Source organism: Rubricella aquisinus, assembly GCF_014199445.1.
In the GTDB taxonomy this organism is placed as follows: Bacteria; Pseudomonadota; Alphaproteobacteria; order Rhodobacterales; family Rhodobacteraceae; genus Rubricella; species Rubricella aquisinus.
This window is the reverse complement of sequence record NZ_JACIJS010000003.1, coordinates 113,990-131,949: the sequence shown is the minus strand read 5'-3', so window position 1 is coordinate 131,949 and position 17,960 is coordinate 113,990. Positions and strand designations below refer to the sequence as shown.

General features: G+C 63.3%; 12 protein-coding genes. 7 read left to right on the top strand and 5 right to left on the bottom strand.

Annotated elements, in window-relative coordinates:
- Positions 1 to 86: 86 nt before the first annotated feature.
- The 4 genes from FHS89_RS05535 to FHS89_RS05520 are packed head-to-tail and all read right to left on the bottom strand — an operon-like array spanning position 87 to position 6,863.
- Positions 87 to 2,177: a hypothetical protein gene (locus FHS89_RS05535; protein WP_184009392.1), complete on the bottom strand. Its 2,091-nt coding sequence runs from the start codon at positions 2,175 to 2,177 to the stop codon at positions 87 to 89.
- Positions 2,174 to 4,945: a DUF4159 domain-containing protein gene (locus tag FHS89_RS05530; RefSeq protein ID WP_184009389.1), complete on the bottom strand. Its 2,772-nt coding sequence runs from the start codon at positions 4,943 to 4,945 to the stop codon at positions 2,174 to 2,176. The genes FHS89_RS05535 and FHS89_RS05530 overlap by 4 nt, the downstream gene beginning before the upstream one ends.
- A complete protein-coding gene (locus FHS89_RS05525) occupies positions 4,945 to 5,856 on the bottom strand; it encodes a DUF58 domain-containing protein (protein WP_246413610.1) in 912 nt (303 codons plus the stop codon). The genes FHS89_RS05530 and FHS89_RS05525 overlap by 1 nt, the downstream gene beginning before the upstream one ends.
- Complete coding sequence (locus tag FHS89_RS05520) at positions 5,856 to 6,863, bottom strand: AAA family ATPase (protein ID WP_184009387.1); 1,008 nt, start codon at positions 6,861 to 6,863, stop codon at positions 5,856 to 5,858. The genes FHS89_RS05525 and FHS89_RS05520 overlap by 1 nt, the downstream gene beginning before the upstream one ends.
- An 82-nt stretch (positions 6,864 to 6,945) precedes the next feature.
- On the opposite strand from FHS89_RS05520, the gene FHS89_RS05515 reads away from it, so the two are divergent.
- Positions 6,946 to 7,527, top strand: a complete 582-nt coding sequence (locus FHS89_RS05515; RefSeq protein ID WP_184009385.1) for a DUF1285 domain-containing protein — start codon at positions 6,946 to 6,948, stop codon at positions 7,525 to 7,527.
- Positions 7,528 to 7,614: 87 nt separating this feature from the next.
- Here the strand turns inward: FHS89_RS05515 and putA are convergent, their stop codons facing one another.
- Positions 7,615 to 11,043, bottom strand: coding sequence for a bifunctional proline dehydrogenase/L-glutamate gamma-semialdehyde dehydrogenase PutA (gene putA, locus FHS89_RS05510; RefSeq protein WP_184009383.1), 3,429 nt, complete (start codon positions 11,041 to 11,043; stop codon positions 7,615 to 7,617).
- A 129-nt stretch (positions 11,044 to 11,172) separates the two neighbouring features.
- On the opposite strand from putA, the gene FHS89_RS05505 reads away from it, so the two are divergent.
- The 6 genes from FHS89_RS05505 (at position 11,173) to FHS89_RS05480 (ending at position 17,958) form a co-directional block, all read left to right on the top strand.
- Complete coding sequence (locus FHS89_RS05505; RefSeq protein ID WP_184009381.1) at positions 11,173 to 11,619, top strand: Lrp/AsnC family transcriptional regulator; 447 nt, start codon at positions 11,173 to 11,175, stop codon at positions 11,617 to 11,619.
- Between the two features lie 294 nt (positions 11,620 to 11,913).
- Positions 11,914 to 12,954: a TRAP transporter substrate-binding protein gene (locus tag FHS89_RS05500; protein ID WP_184009854.1), complete on the top strand. Its 1,041-nt coding sequence runs from the start codon at positions 11,914 to 11,916 to the stop codon at positions 12,952 to 12,954.
- Positions 12,955 to 13,057: 103 nt separating this feature from the next.
- Positions 13,058 to 13,867 carry a TRAP transporter small permease subunit gene (locus FHS89_RS05495; protein ID WP_184009379.1) on the top strand — a complete coding sequence of 270 codons (810 nt, stop codon included), beginning with the start codon at positions 13,058 to 13,060 and terminating at the stop codon, positions 13,865 to 13,867.
- A gap of 3 nt (positions 13,868 to 13,870) precedes the next feature.
- Positions 13,871 to 15,319, top strand: a complete 1,449-nt coding sequence (locus FHS89_RS05490) for a TRAP transporter large permease (protein ID WP_184009377.1) — start codon at positions 13,871 to 13,873, stop codon at positions 15,317 to 15,319.
- A 164-nt stretch (positions 15,320 to 15,483) separates the two neighbouring features.
- Entirely contained in the window at positions 15,484 to 16,752 is a 1,269-nt protein-coding gene (locus FHS89_RS05485; RefSeq protein ID WP_184009375.1) for a hypothetical protein, read from the top strand.
- A 678-nt stretch (positions 16,753 to 17,430) separates the two neighbouring features.
- Positions 17,431 to 17,958 carry a hypothetical protein gene (locus tag FHS89_RS05480; RefSeq protein WP_184009373.1) on the top strand — a complete coding sequence of 176 codons (528 nt, stop codon included), beginning with the start codon at positions 17,431 to 17,433 and terminating at the stop codon, positions 17,956 to 17,958.
- The last annotated feature ends 2 nt before the right edge of the window (positions 17,959 to 17,960 follow it).

Sequence of the window (17,960 nt, the reverse complement as noted above, 5' to 3'; positions counted from 1 at the left end):
CAGCGCGTTCGGGCGCAAACGCTGCCCCGCAGCGTTTGTCTCTCGCCCTCACCCCAAAGGGAGGCGAAGCCGACGTGCGGGAGCGCCTAGCGGCCCTCTTTTCGCCAAGCGCCGACGATCAACAGGGACGTAAGCAGCAGCATCAGCCAGCCCGGTGCGAGGCCCGTGAGGGAGATATCCTCAACACGGTAGCCGCCCCGCTCCACAAGGCCGATCCAGCCGCGACCATCCGCACTGCGACCCTCGCGGATGCGGCGGATATCTGGAATACCGTCACTCAGGCGCTTCACCCCGCCGCGTGTCGCCTCCGCAATCGGGGACAGCAGCGCGCCAGTGGACAAGGGCGTCTCAAACTCGCGCGGCGCGGCAGGTCCAATCGCCACCACCCGGTCAAGATCGCCATCGCTCAGGCGATAAAGCCCATCTTCCGGGGCGGCGGCGCGGCCGATCCAGCGGCCCGGGCTGGCCTCGCTCAGCACCACCTCCTCCGTCGATCCATCGGGTCGGGTGATCGTCACAGCCGACGTTACCTGCGCGAGCGAGCGACGTTCGATCATCAGCCCATCGGCATCCGGCTCCGCCGTCAGCACGTCCTCCTCCAGTTCCGGCTCCTTCATCAGCCAATGCGCCAAGCGGCGCAGCAATTCCTGCTGCGGCCCACCCCCTTCATAGCCACGGGACCACAACCATGCGTGATCAGAGGCAAGCATCGCGATGCGCCCCTCGCCCGGTCGGTCCAGCACAAGAAGCGGTCGCCCCTCCGGGCCCTGCATCAGCGTGTCGCCCGACACATTCTCCAGATCAATCATCCGGAACCAGCGGCCCCAGCCCGGCGTGCCATCCGCACTCACCGGACGCGGTGCCTCCGCCGTCAGGTCGCTGGTGACAGGATGCCGGTCGCCAAGCGCGCTGATCCGGGGCAAGAACCCCTCCTCGATCACGCGGGCTGTCGGTGCTGCGGGCAGGATCGTGCGCAACGGAGTGCGATAAAGGCTCTCAACCCCCGCGAATGCCGGGCCAGAGGCGACCAAAACGGCCCCACCCTCCTCGACATAACGCACGATATTGCTCAGATAGGGTGTCGGCAAAACGCCACGGCGGCGGTAGCGGTCAAAGATGATGAGGTCAAACTCGTCGATCTTTTCCATGAACAATTCGCGTGTTGGAAAGGCGATCAGGCTCATCTCAAACACTGGCACGCCATCCTGTTTCGACGGGGGACGCAGAATGGTGAAATGCACCAGATCGACCGCCGGATCGGATTTCAGGAGGTTGCGCCAAGTCCGCCCGCCCGGATGCGGCTCCCCCGATACAAGCAGCACACGGAGCCTGTCGCGCACGCCATTGATGGTCACAAGGGCCGTGTTGTTGCGCGGGGTCAGCTCTTGCGGTCCTTCGGGCACCGAGAGTTCCAGCACATTCTGCCCGCCCCGTGAAATCGGCACCTCGAAATCAAGCGTTTCGCCTTTCGGCACAGGCGCGCGCAGCACCACATCCCCATCAAGGGCGACGGTCAGTAGCACGCGATCCTCGCCATCGGGCACCAGACCAGTTTCCTCAATGCGCAGGCTGAGCGGCACGCTTTCGCCAACGATCCCAAACGCGGGCGCGGTTTCGACGATCAGGCGGCGATCCCACTCACGCTCCGTCCCGGTCAGCAGCACATGCACGGGCGCGGGAAAGCTGGTGAGCAAATCCGCGTCATGCACCTGCCCATCGGTGAGCAGAATGGCGCCTGCGATCCGGTCGCTCGGCAATTCACGCGCTGCGGCCTCAAGCGCTGTCATGAGGTAGCTTCCCGGTTCCTCATCGCCGCGCCGATCCGCCACGCGGACCTCCCGCCATTCAAGCGGAGCATCAGGATCAAGGGCGGCTGCGTCCAGCGCGGACCGCAATGCGGCCTCCGCTTCGGCCAATTGTGCGGGGCGGGGTGCGATGGATTGGCTCGCCGTCTCATCAATCACCAGAAGCGCGATATCAGGCAGTGGCGTGCGCTCTTCTTCGCGCAGGGACGGGTTGGCGAGGGCCGCAAGGATCACCAGCCCGGCTCCGGCGCGCATCAGCCATCCCACCAGCCCGCGCCGCCCGGCATAGCCCGCCAATGCGAGCAGACACACAGCAGCCACCGCCAGCACCGACCATGGCAGGGCCGGATCGAAAATCACCTCAGCGGTCATTGATCCAACCTTTCCAAAAGCGCCGGCACATGGACTTGATCGGATTTATAGTTGCCCGTCAGCACATACATCACCAGATTCACGCCAAAGCGGCGCGCGATTTCGCGCTGCCGGTCGCCACTCGCCCCCCGTCCCACGGGATAGAGCGGGCGGCCTTGATCATCCACCGCCCAGGCTGCCGCCCAGTCATTGGAGCCGATCACTACGGGGGTCACGCCATCGTTCAGGGTGCGGAACGGTTGGCCTTCTTCCTCCCGCGCATTTGCGGCGGCTTCGATCCAGACCTCCCCGTTGATATGCCGCCCCGGAAAGCCCTGTAGCAGGTAAAAGGTGCGGGTCAGCACATGGTCCTGCGGCACCCGCTCCAGCGGCGGCAGGTCCAGCCCATCGGCCAAGCGGCGCAGCGCGCGGCCCGTGGGCGTATCGGTGCCAAACCCGCCCAGATGCGCATCCGCTGTGTCAAACAGGATCAACCCGCCATTGCGCAGGAAAGTATTGAGCTTCGCATAGGCCGCATCGGACGGCAGCGTCTGGCTCTCCGACACCGGCCAGTAAAGGAGCGGATAGAAAGCCAACTCGTCCGTTTCCAGATTGACGGAGGCGACACGCGGCTCCACCGCCGTGCGCTGGGTCAGCGTCAGGGCAAGGCCATTCATGCCCGCCCGCGCGGCGTCATCCAGCCGGGGGTCGCCCGTCAGGATATGGCCCAGAACCGTCTCGGATGTCGCGAAAATGGCGATATCATCGGGTGTATCCCCCTGCGCCACCGCCGCGTCAGGCGCCATCAGGAGGGACAGTCCCAGCACCGCCAGCGCCATGCCCGCCACCCGGCGCGCAGGCAGTAACCGCCCGCCAAGCGCGAGGGTCGCAAGAATATCCACCAGCAAAAGGAGGAACGCCGCAGACAACAGCGGGGGCATCAGGCTCTGCTCTGGCGCGGGCGCGATGTCGGCCACGGTGACGCCTTCTCCTATCGGTAAGAGCGCAAGGCTCGCTCCCGGGCCGAACACATTCATCGCCACGCTGCGATCACCCGCAACGTAAAGGCCGGGCGGCAGGTCGGGGCCGACCTGCCCCTCCGCCAGACGCGCGCCGTCGATCCCCGGCTGATCCTCTGCCGGCGTGAGGCTGCCATAGCCGTCCAGCACCCGCTCCGCCGTCCAGACCTGACCAGCGACGCTGTCCTCCTGCCCGCCGATGGGCCGGGTGGATTGCGTCAGACGGTCAAGCATCTGCACGAACAGACCCGAAAGCGGCAGGTTTGACCAATCGGCATTCGCGGTCACATGGAACAGAACCACGCGCCCCTCCCCCAAGCGCCGCCCGGTGACGAGCGGCGTGCCGTCCTCCAGCGTCGCATAGGTCACATCCGACAGATCGGGGTCGGGCTGTGCCACAACTTGCGACGAAATCTGCACGTCCCCCGGTGTGGCAAGCCCGGCAAAGGGGCTCTGGTCGTCAAACGGGCGCAGGCGTTTGGGCGCACCCCAGCTCATCGCACCGCCAACGCTGCGCCCGCCCGCACGCAGGCGCACGGGCAAGAGCGTGTCGCGCTCAAACTGGCTCAATCCACTCGCGGCAAGCCGTGGCCCGGCAAACCGGATCAGGAGCCCGCCCTCACTCACCCAAGCCTCCAGCGCGTCTCGCTCGGTCCGCGCGAAAGCCGCGATATCGGCCAGCACGATCACATCAGGCCGCGCCAACAGCAAATCGGCCAATGGCAATTCGTAGAGTTCCGCCGTTGGCTCCATCGCTGTGCGCAAATAATGCAGCGGATCAAGAAGCCGGATGCCTTCTTCCGACGCGTCGCCCGCAACCAACCCGACACTGCGGCGGCGCAGCGCGTCATCGGCCATCGACACGCCCCCAGCACTCGGCGGGCCATCGAGGACAAGGCGGCTCACCCGGTTTTGCAGCTCAAGCGGCAGATCAAAGGTGACGGTCGCGCGCGCCTCTTCCCCGGTGAACACGGCCTCCCCGGTGCCAAGGATCCGCTCAATCCCGCTGGGATCGGGGCCAATGGCGTTGACGATGCGCCGCTCGGCCCCCGGTTCGGTCCGCAGCACCTCAGCCGTGATCTGACCATCGGCAAATTGCGGCGGGGTGAGGGCGCGGGCCGTGCGCACGGGCCGGATCACCGTCACCGGGCCAAGCGAGAGCAGCGCGTCCGTCAGCCCCGCATCCTCCCCCACACCATCCTGAAGCCACAGCGTTTCCACCCCGGCAAGATCACTCTGCCCAAGGCGCTGCGCGAAACCGGCCCGGTCCGGGGCCCATGGCGCGGGGGCAAGAGCCTCCAGCGTGCCGCGCCAATCCTGCGCGGTGCGGGGCGTCAGGCTGCCTTCGGTCAGCGGGGCGGCGAGGCTTGCGAAAATCACGGGCCGCCCGGCGCGCGCGGCTTCCTCAAGGGCTTCGCCAGCGCGGGCCTGCCTTGCGGCCCAATCGGCGGCACTGGCCCAGCCGCCATCCATCAATATGAGGAGAGGCCCGTCCTGCGCACCCACCGTGTTGCGCGGGTTCAACACCGGGCCTGCGAGGGCAAGGATTGCCAGCGCCACGGCAAGAAGGCGCAACAGCAACAGCCACCATGGCGTCCGCTCCGGCATCCGCTCTGGATCATCCAGCCCCATCAGCAGGCTGACGCCCGCGAACCGCTCCACCTTGGGCGCGGGCGGGATCGCGCGCAGCAGCCACCACAGGATCGGCAGCGCGCCCAGCGCCAGCAAGAGCCACGGTGCGGCAAAGGCAAGAGGACCAAGCGTCAGCATCAGCGCGCCCCCCGCAACAGAGTATAGAGCGACAACAGCGCCACGCGCGGGCTGACATCCGTGTGATGTTGGATCACCTGCCAGCCTGCCGCGCGCGCGATCCGTGCCAGCGTATCCCGCCGCTCGGCCAGTCGCAGAACGTAATTGTCTTTCAGGGCGCGTGCGCGCTCCGTCTCGAAATCCAGCACTCCGGCCATGGACCGGAACCGGGTGCGCCCATCAAAGGGAAACTGCTCCTCCGCCGGATCGTTGATCTGCACGAGCACGCCCGCAACGCCCCCGGCAGCAGCGGATCGGACCATGTCCTCCACCGCGTCCAATGGGCCAAGGAAATCGGACAGCAACACCGCGCGCCCGGTGCGGCGACCGGGCCATGCGAGCGGCGCGCCGTAATCCGGGCGCCCGTCCTCCTCTCCTGACAGCGCGAGTGCAAGGCGGCGCAGATGCTGCTCCCCGGTTTTTGGCTCGGTCGCCTCCGTCCCGTGAAAAGCCACACGCTCCCCACCCCGCACCAACAGAACCGCGAGCGCCAGCGCGAGCAGGCGCGCGCGCTCTCCCTTGCTGCGGGGGGCGGTTGGCCCCTGATAGTCCATCGCGCGCGCGGTATCGGCCCAGATCGTCACGGTCTGCGCCGCGTCCCATTCCATTTCGCGGATATACGCATGGTCCGACCGGGCAGAGCGGCGCCAGTCAATCGCGCTCGCCACGTCCCCCGGCAGAGCCTGCCGGTATTGCCAGAATTCCTCTCCCGGACCGGCGCGCCTGCGCCCATGCACCCCGGCGGCAATTGTCGCGGCAAGCCGTTCTGCCTCCGCCAGAAGCGGTGGCAGCGTGCCGCCGATCCGCTCCGCATCGCGGCGCAGCCAGACGGCGCGGCCCGTGGCCGTGTCCATGCCCGCACGGGTCGTCATTAGGCGGCGGCCTCCATCCCGAGCTTTTCCGCGACCAGGGCTGCGATGACCCCTTCGATGGTCTGCCCCTCGGCACGGGCGGCAAAGCCAAGCGCCATGCGATGCTTGAGCACCGCAGGGGCCAGCCGCGCCACATCCTCAACCGACGGGGCAAGCCGCCCGTCTAGCAGCGCGGCAGACCGGACCGCCAGCATCAGCGCCTGCGCCGCACGCGGCCCCGGACCCCAACTGACAGCGGTGTTGACCGCCGCACCCGCATCTTCCGTGCCGGGCCGCGCGGCGCGCACCAGATCAAGGATCGCCTCCAGCACCTGCTCCCCCACGGGCATCCGCCGCACGACCGATTGCGCCGCGATCAGACCAGCGGCATCCAGCACCGGCGCGGCTGCGGCGTCCTCCGATCCGGTGGTGGCCAGCATGATGGCGCGCTCGGCGTCCCGATCGGGGTAATCCACGTCAATCTGCAACAGGAACCGGTCGAGTTGCGCCTCTGGCAGCGGATAGGTGCCTTCCTGCTCAATCGGGTTCTGAGTGGCGAGCACATGGAACGGCGCGGGCAGATCGCGCCGCGCGCCCGCGACATTAACATGCCGCTCCTGCATGGCCTGCAACAGCGCGGATTGGGTGCGTGGCCCGGCGCGGTTTATCTCGTCGGCCATCAGAAGCTGGCAGAAAATCGGCCCCTCGATAAACCGAAACGCGCGGCTGCCGCCCGCATCTCCTTCAAGCACTTCGGCCCCCAGAATATCGGCGGGCATCAGATCGGGCGTGAACTGCACCCGATTGGCATCAAGGCCAAGGACCGTGCCCAATGTCTCCACCAAGCGGGTCTTGGCCAGACCCGGCGCACCGACCAACAGGCCATGCCCGCCCGACAGGATCGCATTGAGCGTCAGGTCAACGACCCGCTCCTGCCCGATGATCCGCCGCGCGACCTCACTCCGCGCCCGCGCCAGAACCTCTCCCGTCGCTTCGATCTGCTGCAAAAGCGCTGTCTCATCGGTCATGGATCATTCCCCTGTTGGCCATTCGTATGGTCAATCTATATCGTTATCGCTCAAGGTACAGAGCGAAGGGAGCCACATTGCCATGGCAGGCGCAAATCACACATCCGCGACACCAAGTGCCGATCAGATTGCGCAGGCCGCCGCCAAGGCGGGCGGCAAAGGACTGCCCCCGGTGGAGAAATGGAACCCACCCTTTTGCGGCGACCTTGATATGCGGATCGCGCGCGATGGGACATGGTATTACCTCGGCTCGCCCATCGGGCGCAAACGACTGGTCAAGCTCTTCTCCTCGATCCTCAAGATGGAGGATGGCAAATACTTCCTCGTCACGCCCGTGGAGAAGGTTGGCATCACGGTGGAGGACGCGCCGTTTGTCGCCATTGACTTCACGGTAACCGACGCGCCCCAAACCCTGACATTCGAGACCCATGTGGGCGATCTGACCACTGCAAATGCCGACAACCCGATCCGCGTCACCTATGATCCCGAGACGGGGGAGCCGTCGCCCTATGTCCATGTCCGGCGCGGGCTTGAGGCCCTCATTGACCGCAAGAGCTTCTACCGCCTCGTCGATCTGGGGGAGGTCGAAGGCGACTGGTTCGGCATCCGCTCGGCTGGCACGTTCTTCCCCATCGCCCCGGCAACAGATGTGCTGTGCGACTGACCGCCCAGTTTCTTTTTTCCCCAAATACCTCGCCCGTGCGGCGAGCACGCATCTCTCCACCCCTCGCGGAAGGGAGGCCGTGGCGCGCTACCCTGCTTGCGACAGCAGCGCCACATTCCCGCCGCTCGACGTGGTGTCGATGCAGACATGCCGCTCATGGGCGAATGCGGTGGGGGCGGTTGGGTCCGTGACCGGCTGAAGGATCGGACCGTCGCGCCGGGCGAGCGCCTGCCGGATCGCGCGGGTCGGCGGGGCTGCCAGCACGTCGAAACCAGACAGGTCCGCCAGCATCTCCGCCGGGACGTGGCCATTAATGACCCGCAGCTTTGCGTCGGCCAGATCGTTGAGGTCGTCCCCCGTCACCGCCACCACGCCGCATCCGGCGGCAAGGGCTGCGATGACATGCGCGCGCACATCAGGGCCAAGGCACAGCACCCGCCCCTTCGGCACGATCCGCAGGCGGTTATCCTCCCCCGTTGGCCCGGGCATCACCTGCTCGGTCGTCACCTTTTGGGGTTTGACGGCGGCAAGTGCGGCCTCCACCGCCTCGACCGTCACGGCTGGCCCTTTATCCGTGCCCTCGACGGCACCCTGCGCCCCTTGCGTGAACCGCGCCATGTAATGCGGCCCGCCTGCCTTTGGTCCAGTACCGGACAGACCCTCCCCACCAAAGGGTTGGGAGCCGACCACGGCGCCGATCTGGTTCCGGTTCACATAAAGATTGCCCGCCGCAACCGCATCGGACAGTTTCGCGATCCGCGCGCCCAACCGGGTGTGCAGCCCAAAGGTCAGCCCATACCCGCGCCCGTTGATCTGCGCGATGACCCGGTCCAATTGCCCAGCCTTGAAAGTAGCGACGTGCAGGACGGGGCCGAACACTTCCCGCTCCAGCGCCTCGATCCCGGTCACAGGAATGATCGTCGGTGGGTGCATCAGCCCGCGTGCGGGATAAGGTTGCCACGCGTCGGCACGGGATGTCACATGCTCCGCGATGGTGTCATAGGCCATCTGGTCGATCACCGGGCCAAGGTCGGTATCGGCCTGCCATGGATCGCCTTGGGTCAGTTCTGCCGTTGCCCCCTTGAGCATCTCCATGAAGGGGGCCGCGATATCTTCCTGCACATACAGGACACGCGCGGCGGAACAGCGCTGCCCGGCGCTGCCAAAGGCTGACATGACCGCATCGCGCACCGCCTGTTCGGGCAGGGCCGTGCTGTCCACGATCATGGCATTGAGCCCGCCCGTCTCCGCAATCAGGGGCGCGTCGGGGGCAAGGTGATCGGCCATGCTGCGGTGGATCGCCTGCGCCGTGGCGGTGGAGCCGGTGAAGCACACGCCATCCGCGCCGCCCTCCGCGATGACCGCCGCGCCGATCTCTCCGCCGCCGGGCAACAGGTGGAGCACATCTGCGGGCACCCCCGCCTCCTTCAGCAGCGCCACCGCGCGCAGCGCGATCAATGGCGTCTGCCCGGCTGGTTTTGCGAGCACCGCATTGCCCGCACTAAGGGCCGCCGCGATCTGCCCGGTAAAAATCGCCAAGGGGAAATTCCAAGGGGAGATACAGGCAAACACCCCGCGCGGCGGGGCCGCGAGCCGCTCTGCCTCCAGAGCGTAATAGCGCAGGAAGTCCACCGCCTCCCGCAATTCGGAGACGCAATCACCGATGGTCTTGCCCGCCTCCCGCGCGAGGATCGCCATCAACTCCCCGCCATGGGCTTCATATAGCTCCGCCGCCCGGGTCAGGATCGCACCCCGGTCCTTGGCAGGGCGCGCGGCCCAATCGGGAGCGGCGTTGCGCGCGGCAGCCGCCGCTGCGCGCACATCCTCCACCCGCGCGGGATCATAATGGCCCACAACATCACCCGCGCGCGCCGGGTTCGCCACCGCCTGCGCTGAGCCGAAATGCCAGACATGATCGGCAAAGGGCGCACGCATCGCCTCCAGCGCGGCAAGGTCCACTGGCTCATTCACGTCCCATCCACGGGAGTTCCGCCGCTCCGGTGCATAAAGGCCAGCGGGCCGCGCGATCTTGGCATTCGGCCCTGCAATATCCGCGAAAGGATCGGTGGCGATCTCCTCCGGTTTCAGGGACAGATCGGCAATCTGGTTGACGAAAGACGAATTCGCCCCGTTCTCCAAAAGCCTGCGCACCAAATAGGCGAGCAAATCCTTATGCGTGCCGACGGGCGCGTAAATCCGGCTCGGGACGCCATGCTTTTGCACCAGAATATCGTGCGCGCCCTCCCCCATGCCATGCAGGCGCTGCACCTCATAGCCGCCCTCCGTGCCGCCCAGATGCATCACGGCAGCGAGCGTATGGGCATTATGGGTCGCGAATTGCGGATAGATGCGGTCGCGCATCTCCATCAGCTTACGCGCACAGGCGATATAGCTGACGTCACTATGGGATTTGCGGGTAAAGACCGGGAAATCCTCAACGCCATTGACCTGCGCGCGCTTGATCTCCGTATCCCAGTAGGCCCCTTTGACGAGGCGCACCATGATCCGCCGGTCCAGCCGGGTCGCCAGCGCATGGAGCCAATCCAGCACAAACGGCGCGCGGCGGCTATAGGCCTGCACCACGACGCCGAACCCGTCCCAGCCAGCCAGATCGGGATCGCTCAACACCGCCTCAATCACATCAAGCGACAGGTCCAGCCGGTCTGCTTCCTCCGCATCAATGTTAAAGCCGATATCAGCGGCAGCGGCCTGTGCGACCAGTCCTTTCAGCCGGGCGACCAGCGTGCCGAACATCTGCGGGCGTTTTGTCGTCTCATAGCGCGGATGCAACGCCGACAGTTTGACGGAGATACCGGGCGCTGCCCGTGGCCCGCCCGTGGCCTCCTTCGCGATGGCGGTGATCGCATCGGCATAGGCGCGGGTATAGCGCTGCGCATCCGCGTCGGTCATCGCCTGCTCTCCCAACATATCGAAGGAAAAGCGGTACCCCTTCGCGGCAAACGGTTTGCCGCGCCGGAATGCATCCGCGATCGTGGTGCCCAGCACGAATTGCCGTCCCATTTCCCGCATCGCGCGGGCGACCGCCGTGCGGATCACCGGCTCCCCCAGCCGCCGGACGAGCCCGTGCATCACCGGGGGCAGGCCGCGCTGTTCCTCCCGCGTCAGAACTTTGCCCGTGAACATCAGCGCCCATGTGGACGCGTTCACCAGCCCGGAACTCGCAGCACCGATATGCGCGCGCCAATTGGCAGGCGCGATCTTATCCTCAATGAGCGCATCAATCGTGTAGGCGTCAGGCACACGCAACAGCGCCTCCGCCAGCGACATGAGCGCGATACCTTCCTGTGTGGTCAGGCCGTATTCGCCCAGAAACTGCTCCATCAAGCTGGGATCCGAATGGGCGCGAATATCCGCGATCAGCTTGGCCGCTTCCGCGCAGATCGCGGCGCGCTCCTGAGGGGAAAGGGCGGCCTGTGTGACAAGGGCCTGCAACGCGGCATCCTCGCCAAGGAACCGATTGTCATCAATTGTCGCGCGCATGGCATCCACTCGCATGGCTGAATTCCCTCTCTTGTCTTTGGGGAAAGAGTATCGCGACCCACAGATAATGTTGGACCGAAGATGCCGATTATGCCAACTCTTGAACTGAGTTTTCGGCCATTTTCCCTATTTCGGACCAAACCCATGAGCCAGATCGACAATATAGACCGCAAGATCATCCGCCATATGCTCGGTCATGGGCGCACAACGATGGAGGCGCTCGCACAGGCCGTTGGGTTGACGAAATCCCCGGTGATCGCGCGCCTCAAACGGCTTGAAGCGGAGGGGGTGATCCGGGGTTATGCCGCGATCATTGACCATGTGCGGCTTGGTGCGGGGCATGTGTCCTTCGTTCAGGTCAAATTGCATGACACCCGCGCCGAAGCGCTTGATGCCTTTAACGCTGCCGTGATGGAGGTGCCCGAGATCACGGAATGCCACATGATCGCGAGCCATTTCGACTATCTGCTCAAGATACGGACACGCGACATGGCGCATTACCGCAAGATCCTTGGCGAGACGCTTTCCGCCCTGCCGCATGTCGCGCATACCTCCACCTTCCCGGTGATGGAGGCGGTGAAAGACCGTTAATCGCCCGGAAGATTTGCTGACCAATTTGGCGAGTTGCACAGAGAATCACCCCGACTCACCTCAATTTCGAGTTTCACATGAGGCTTTTTTGACCTCTCTTGAAATTTTATGAGGTTAAAGGTCTTGTTTGCGCATTAATTTTCCTACCCACTACCCGGTATTTTGCCCGTTTTGGTAAAGGAAACTGACCACACTGCTTGACCTGTGACGTCACGTCGTTACCCATGAGGGCGGCACACACAAAAAGCTTAGTGCTTCATTTGCAATCCTTAGGGAGGATACACCATGACACATATGCGAGCCCTTCTCGGCTCTGCGGCGATCATCGTCGCTGCGGCCACCAGCGCACAGGCGCAAGAAACGCTGGAGATGACCTCGTCCTTCTCCGAGAACCTGCCGATCCTAGGCACCGCGGCGGTGAACTTCGTTGAGAAGATCAACGGCATCTCCGAAAGCGTCGAGTTTGAGCATTTCAACCCCGGCGAGCTGGTTCCGACCCTCGAAGCACTTGATGCGGTTTCCAACGGTTCGGTCGATGCGTCCTACGCAACCGCAGGCTACTGGCAGGGCAAGATCACCGCGGCATCGCTGTTCGCGGCTGTCCCGTTCGGCCCGGAAGCTGGCGAATTCCTCGGCTGGCTTTTGTATGATGACGGCATGGAGCTGTATCAGCGCATGTATGACATGAACGGCTATAACGTTCACGTCGTGCCCTGCGGCATCATCGCGCCGGAAACCTCCGGCTGGTTCAAGAACGAGATCAACTCCGTGGAAGACCTTGAAGGCTTGAACATGCGTTTCTTCGGCCTTGGCGCGGAAGTGATGCAGCGTCTGGGCGTGTCCACCTCCCTGCTTGCAGGTGGTGACATCTTCCCAGCGCTGGAGCGTGGCGCGATCGACGCGACCGAATTCTCCATGCCGCGGATCGACGCGCGCCTTGGCTTCCACAACATCGCGAAGTTCAACTACTTCCCGGGCTGGCACCAGCCCGCGACCATGTTTGAGCTTCTGGTGAACAAGGACCGGTGGGAAGACCTTGATGAGCGCTCCCAGCGTCAGATCGAAGTCGCGTGCATGGCCAACATCACCGACAACTACGCCGAAGGGGAAGCAACCAACTTCGCCGCGATGGTCGATAACGTCGAAAACAACGGCGTGACGATCAAGACCTGGCCCCAGGAAATGCTCGACACGTTTGAGAGCACTTGGAACGAGGTCGCGTTGGAACTGGCCGCTGAGGACGAGTATTTCGCCGAAGTCTGGGCCGACCTTCAGGAGTACCGTGAAGGCTACGCAACCTGGGGCAACACCATCTACCTGCCACGTCCGCGCTAATCGCGCGCCGACAGAGCGACAATGACCCGTCCGGGGCGGCTTTCATGCCGCCCCGGACCCGCGACAGGCATAAAGCCGCCGCGTCAATCCCCGAGGAAACACCATGGATCAGATCGAGAAATTCGTCGCCCTCTCCGACCCCGGCGAAGTGAACCGCAAGGCACATAACAAAGGGGATCGCATCGTTGTGCAAATCTCCAACGTGTTTGCGTGGCTCTTCCCGATCCTGATGATCGCGATCGTGTCGCAGGTCATCATCCGCCAGCTTGGCCACAATCAGGCATGGCTCGATGATCTTCAGTGGTGGCTCTATGGCTCTGCCGTGATGGTTGGCATCGCCTATGCCGTGACCACCGACAGCCATGTGCGGGTCGATATTTTCTATGACGGGTTCAGCGAGGAAAAGAAGGCAAAGATCAGCATCTTTGGCCTCACATGGCTGTTCCTGCCCTTCATCATCATGTGCTGGGATCTGACGTTCCACTACGCTGTGGCGTCGGTCGAGGCGGGCGAAGGATCGAGCAGCCCGAATGGCCTGCACGGGCTCTACCTGCTCAAGATATTCATGAACCTGACCTTCATCCTGATCGCGTTTGCCGCATGGTCGGCCTACCGTCGGGAACTGGCCAAGCTGACCGAGCCGAAGCTGTGGAAAACCCTGCTGATCGCGTTTCCGTCCACGATGTTCATCGTCAATCTGGTGGTGTTCTACGTCATCTTCTGGGCCATCCGCCTGACCGCAGGCAGCGAGACGACCAACCGGGACATCATGCGGATGGATATTTTCGACACGGTCGAATTCCTGGCCTATGAGATCAAATTCACCATCCTGATCACCCTCGTTGTGACCTTTGCATTGTTGCTGATCACGCGACTGCTAGACCGGGGCGCGTCCTCGACCGGGGAGCGTTAATCCATGTTTATCCTTGAACTCATCGGTCAGATCATGACCCTGAACGAGATTGCCGTTTTGGGCATGTTCCTCGTGTTCATCTATCTTTTGTTCCGGGGCATTCCCGTGGCTTTCGCGCTGGTTGGCGTTTCGCTGATCTTTGCGCTGGTGGCCGAGGTGTTCCTTGATCCGTTCCGGTCGTCGTTCCGCGATATCATCGAATTTGACCGCACCGGCATTGATTATCGGCGTCTGGCCGCCCTGCCCTCCCGATTGTTCGGGAATATCGTGCAAAACCCGGTGCTGGTGGCGCTGCCGATGTTCATCTTCATGGGTCTGATGCTGGATCAGTCCGGCGTGGCCCAGCGGATGATGCATTCCATGCAAAAGCTGTTTGGCGCGCTGCGCGGCGGCTTGGCCCTCACCGTGCTGTTGATCGGGATCATCCTTGCGGCCTCCACTGGGGTGATTGGTGCCTCCGTCACGCTGCTTGGCGTGATGGCGCTGCCTGCGATGATGAAGCAGAACTATTCCAAACCGATCGCGACGGGCACGATCGCCTCTGCCGGGACGCTCGGCATCCTGATCCCGCCCTCGATCATGCTGGTGATCATGTCGGATCAGTTGGCGATCTCGCTCGGCGATCTGTTCATGGGCGCGCTGTTCCCGGGATTGCTCCTTGGTGTGCTCTACATCACGTTCATCGTGATCTTCGGATTGCTCAGCCCCAAATCCATGCCCGCCCCGGAAAAGACCGATGAAGTCGGGATGGACGTGGTGCTGGAAGTGGTCAAATCCGTTGTCCCGCCGATGTTCCTGATCCTCTTGGTGCTTGGCTCTATCTTTGCGGGCATCGCAACCCCGACCGAGGCGTCCGGCCTTGGCGCATTCGGGGCGACGGCGCTGGCGGCTTTCTACGGCAAATTGAACTTCAAGGTGCTCAAGGAAGTGTCCCGATCCACCCTGAACACGGCGGGGTATATCGTGGGGATTTTCCTTGCCGCGAACTTCTTTGCCTTCGTGCTGCGCCGCTATGGCGGGGATGAGATCGTGCAGGCGATGGTTCTGGCGGTGTTTGAGGATCCGTACCTGATCATCCTGTTCATCCTGTTCATCGTGTTCCTGCTGGGCTTCCTTCTGGATTGGATCGAGATCACCATCATCATCATGCCACTGATGCTGCCGATCATCCTTGGCCTCGGATTGGAGATTAACGGCTTCGATCAGGTGCAGGATCCGGAGGTCGTATGGTTCGCCATCCTTGTGGCGGTGACATTGCAAACCTCGTTCCTGACACCACCCGTGGGATTTGCGCTCTTCTACCTTAAGGGCGTATGCCCGCCGGGTGTGACGCTGGGCCATATCTATAAGGGCGTGATTCCCTTCGTTCTGTTGCAGCTCACCGGGCTTGGGATCGTGTTCATGTTCCCTGAACTGGTGACATGGCTGCCGAGCATCGCCTATGGCGGCTAGCCCGGCGGCGTGCGGTCAAACTGGCGACGGATTGGGCACCCTCGGGTGCCCTTTCCATTTTGGACCTATCGTTTCCGATATGTAGTTGGACAACACGACAATCAGGTTTGACTCACTTTCTGTCGGTCTCCTAAACTTTCCCGAGTTTTGAAGGAGATTGCCCCATGTTCACCCGCACAAAAGGTTTGCTCGCTGCCCTGATGGTTTCCGTCGCGGCCTGCGGTTACCCGGTCGCTGATCTAGGTCAGATCAACAACACCGTCTCGCTCCGCTATGGCGGGAACTACTCTGCCTATACCGCGGCAAACTGGGATTATGTGCGCGATCTCGTGTTCAACGAAGATATCGCCGCCATTCAGCATTTGCATGCCAATGGCGCTGACCTTGATCCGCCCGATAAGCGCGGCGATCAGAACCTGTTGCGCTATGCGACCTATATCGCGCCGCCCATTGTGCCGCAGATGATGCAGCTCAACCTCGATCCCCGTCCGGGTCGGGTTCTGTATGGGGCGGTGAAGGGCGATGCTTGGAATGGTCCGCTGAGTGATGAGTTGAAAGGGGCCTTGGCGCGATATTCCCTACAGCGTGGCGATTATTTCTTTACCTGTGATGAGGCGCTTCCCTGTCATCCTAGCCTTTGGGGCCCGCGCGGCGCATTGATCGCCGCACAGGAGCGGCATGGCGACTCTGCGATGATCACCCGGGTCTTGAGCCAATTCCTGTCCGATCCCGCCAATGCGGAGCGCGTGGCGCAATGGGAGCAGCAGAACCCCAAATTCGAAACCCTCATGGCGCTTGGCCTTGAAGGACCGGCCTATTACGGCACCGGACAGGCCGCCCCTGCCCCGCAACGCACGGCAAGCGCCAGCAGCAGCTCCTCCAGCGGCGGTGGCGGCGGTGGCGCACTCATGGGGCTGTTCGGGTCCGTCATGGGCTCTGCCGTGGGGGACGTGATCGGTGGCTCGGACGGTGCACTGTTCGAGCAGGCGTTTAGCGGGGTGATGAACAACGCGCTGACGGCTGACAGTGGGGCCGAAGTCATGACCGGGACGATGACAGCACTTGGCCAATCCTCCGGCTTGATGGACAGCGGTACGGCCAGCATGCTCGGCATGGCAGGCAGCCTGTTCGGTGGCGGCGGCAGCAGTGCGCCGCAAACCACGTCCTCCGGCGCGATCCAGCGCCCGCAGGCGACGCAGCAACAGATCGCCGTCCCCCAGCAAAGCGCGCCCTTGGGGCAGCCGTCGAACTATACGTTCTCCTGCCCTATGGGGTCCGGCCCGCACACCATCCCAGTGCCTGCATCAAACAACCCGCAATGCATCACCGCGATGCGGACCTTCGCCTATACGGCCACCTGTAACCTCATTGACGAAATGGGCCCCGCGCAGGACGCGTATTACAGCCAATGCGCTGCGGAGATTTATAACTAAGGGATCGCAACTATGCCGGTTTTCCAGAACGTGATGCGTGCCACGGCAGTCACAGCTGCTGTACTCATTGGTGGATGTACCTCTTCTTATATCGATACCCCGCCTTCATCCGCTCAAGAATTGGGCGCAATAATTGACCAGCAATTCGGTGGCGATGTTTGGGCGTTTGAGAACAGCGATTCTTTGTCATTTCCGTCGTCGGTTTATGTCAGACTAGGGCGCGCCGATCTAATTGCGGAAATGCTGCGGCGCGGATGGGATCCGGAAGCACAGCCGGAACAATATGACGACTGGGAGCCGCATACCCTTGAGGCGCTGGCTCGAAATTATACAGATGTCGCGGACATTCTTATTGCGTCTGGCTATACTGTGCAGGATGCGGTCCAAGACTGCGCGGTTCGGTACTGTAGTTCCACGCCGCTCAGCCGTGGAGCTTTGCATGACATACCGGAGCTTGTGGATGTTGCGTTCCGCTATAATGCTCTCGTAATCGAAGACAATCGTGGACGTATGCGCAGTGGGCAAGATGCCCTCGAAATGGCGGCAAGTTGGGCGGTCCAAAGGGAAAGCACAAGGTTCCTCACCGCACTCGGTCAGGCGGGATATGATACCAGTGCCGCTCTGGCTGAAGTTCAAGCCGAGCGCCGTTCGGGCAGCGGTGGTGGCGCAGGGGGTGCTATGATGGGTCTGTTCGGGTCCGCCATGGGATCGGCTGTCGGGGACGTGATCGGCGGGTCTGATGGTGCACTGTTCGAGCAGGCGTTTAGCGGGGTGATGAACAACGCGCTGACGGCTGACAGTGGGGCCGAAGTCATGACCGGGACGATGACAGCACTTGGCCAATCCTCCGGTCTGATGGACAGCGGTACGGCCAGCATGCTCGGCATGGCAGGCAGCCTGTTCGGTGGCGGCGGCAGCAGTGCTGCGCAAACCACGTCCTCCGGCGCGATCCAGCGCCCGCAGGCGACGCAGCAACAGATCGCCGTCCCCCAGCAAAGCGCGCCGTTGGGTCAGCCGTCGAACTATACGTTCTCCTGCCCTATGGGGTCCGGCCCGCACACCATCCCAGTGCCTGCGTCAAACAACCCGCAATGCATCACCGCGATGCGGACCTTCGCCTATACGGCCACCTGTAACCTCATTGACGAAATGGGCCCCGCGCAGGACGCGTATTACAGCCAATGCGCTGCGGAGATTTATAACTGAAG

Bases quoted from the DNA above. Each gene is read 5' to 3' on its own strand.
- FHS89_RS05535 (WP_184009392.1), bottom strand. From the start codon at position 2,177: ATGACCGCTGAGGTGATTTTCGATCCGGCCCTGCCATGGTCGGTGCTG.
- FHS89_RS05530 (WP_184009389.1), bottom strand. From the start codon at position 4,945: ATGCTGACGCTTGGTCCTCTTGCCTTTGCCGCACCGTGGCTCTTGCTG.
- FHS89_RS05525 (WP_246413610.1), bottom strand. From the start codon at position 5,856: ATGACGACCCGTGCGGGCATGGACACGGCCACGGGCCGCGCCGTCTGG.
- FHS89_RS05520 (WP_184009387.1), bottom strand. From the start codon at position 6,863: ATGACCGATGAGACAGCGCTTTTGCAGCAGATCGAAGCGACGGGAGAG.
- FHS89_RS05515 (WP_184009385.1), top strand. From the start codon at position 6,946: ATGGCAGGCGCAAATCACACATCCGCGACACCAAGTGCCGATCAGATT.
- putA (WP_184009383.1), bottom strand. From the start codon at position 11,043: ATGCGAGTGGATGCCATGCGCGCGACAATTGATGACAATCGGTTCCTT.
- FHS89_RS05505 (WP_184009381.1), top strand. From the start codon at position 11,173: ATGAGCCAGATCGACAATATAGACCGCAAGATCATCCGCCATATGCTC.
- FHS89_RS05500 (WP_184009854.1), top strand. From the start codon at position 11,914: ATGCGAGCCCTTCTCGGCTCTGCGGCGATCATCGTCGCTGCGGCCACC.
- FHS89_RS05495 (WP_184009379.1), top strand. From the start codon at position 13,058: ATGGATCAGATCGAGAAATTCGTCGCCCTCTCCGACCCCGGCGAAGTG.
- FHS89_RS05490 (WP_184009377.1), top strand. From the start codon at position 13,871: ATGTTTATCCTTGAACTCATCGGTCAGATCATGACCCTGAACGAGATT.
- FHS89_RS05485 (WP_184009375.1), top strand. From the start codon at position 15,484: ATGTTCACCCGCACAAAAGGTTTGCTCGCTGCCCTGATGGTTTCCGTC.
- FHS89_RS05480 (WP_184009373.1), top strand. From the start codon at position 17,431: ATGATGGGTCTGTTCGGGTCCGCCATGGGATCGGCTGTCGGGGACGTG.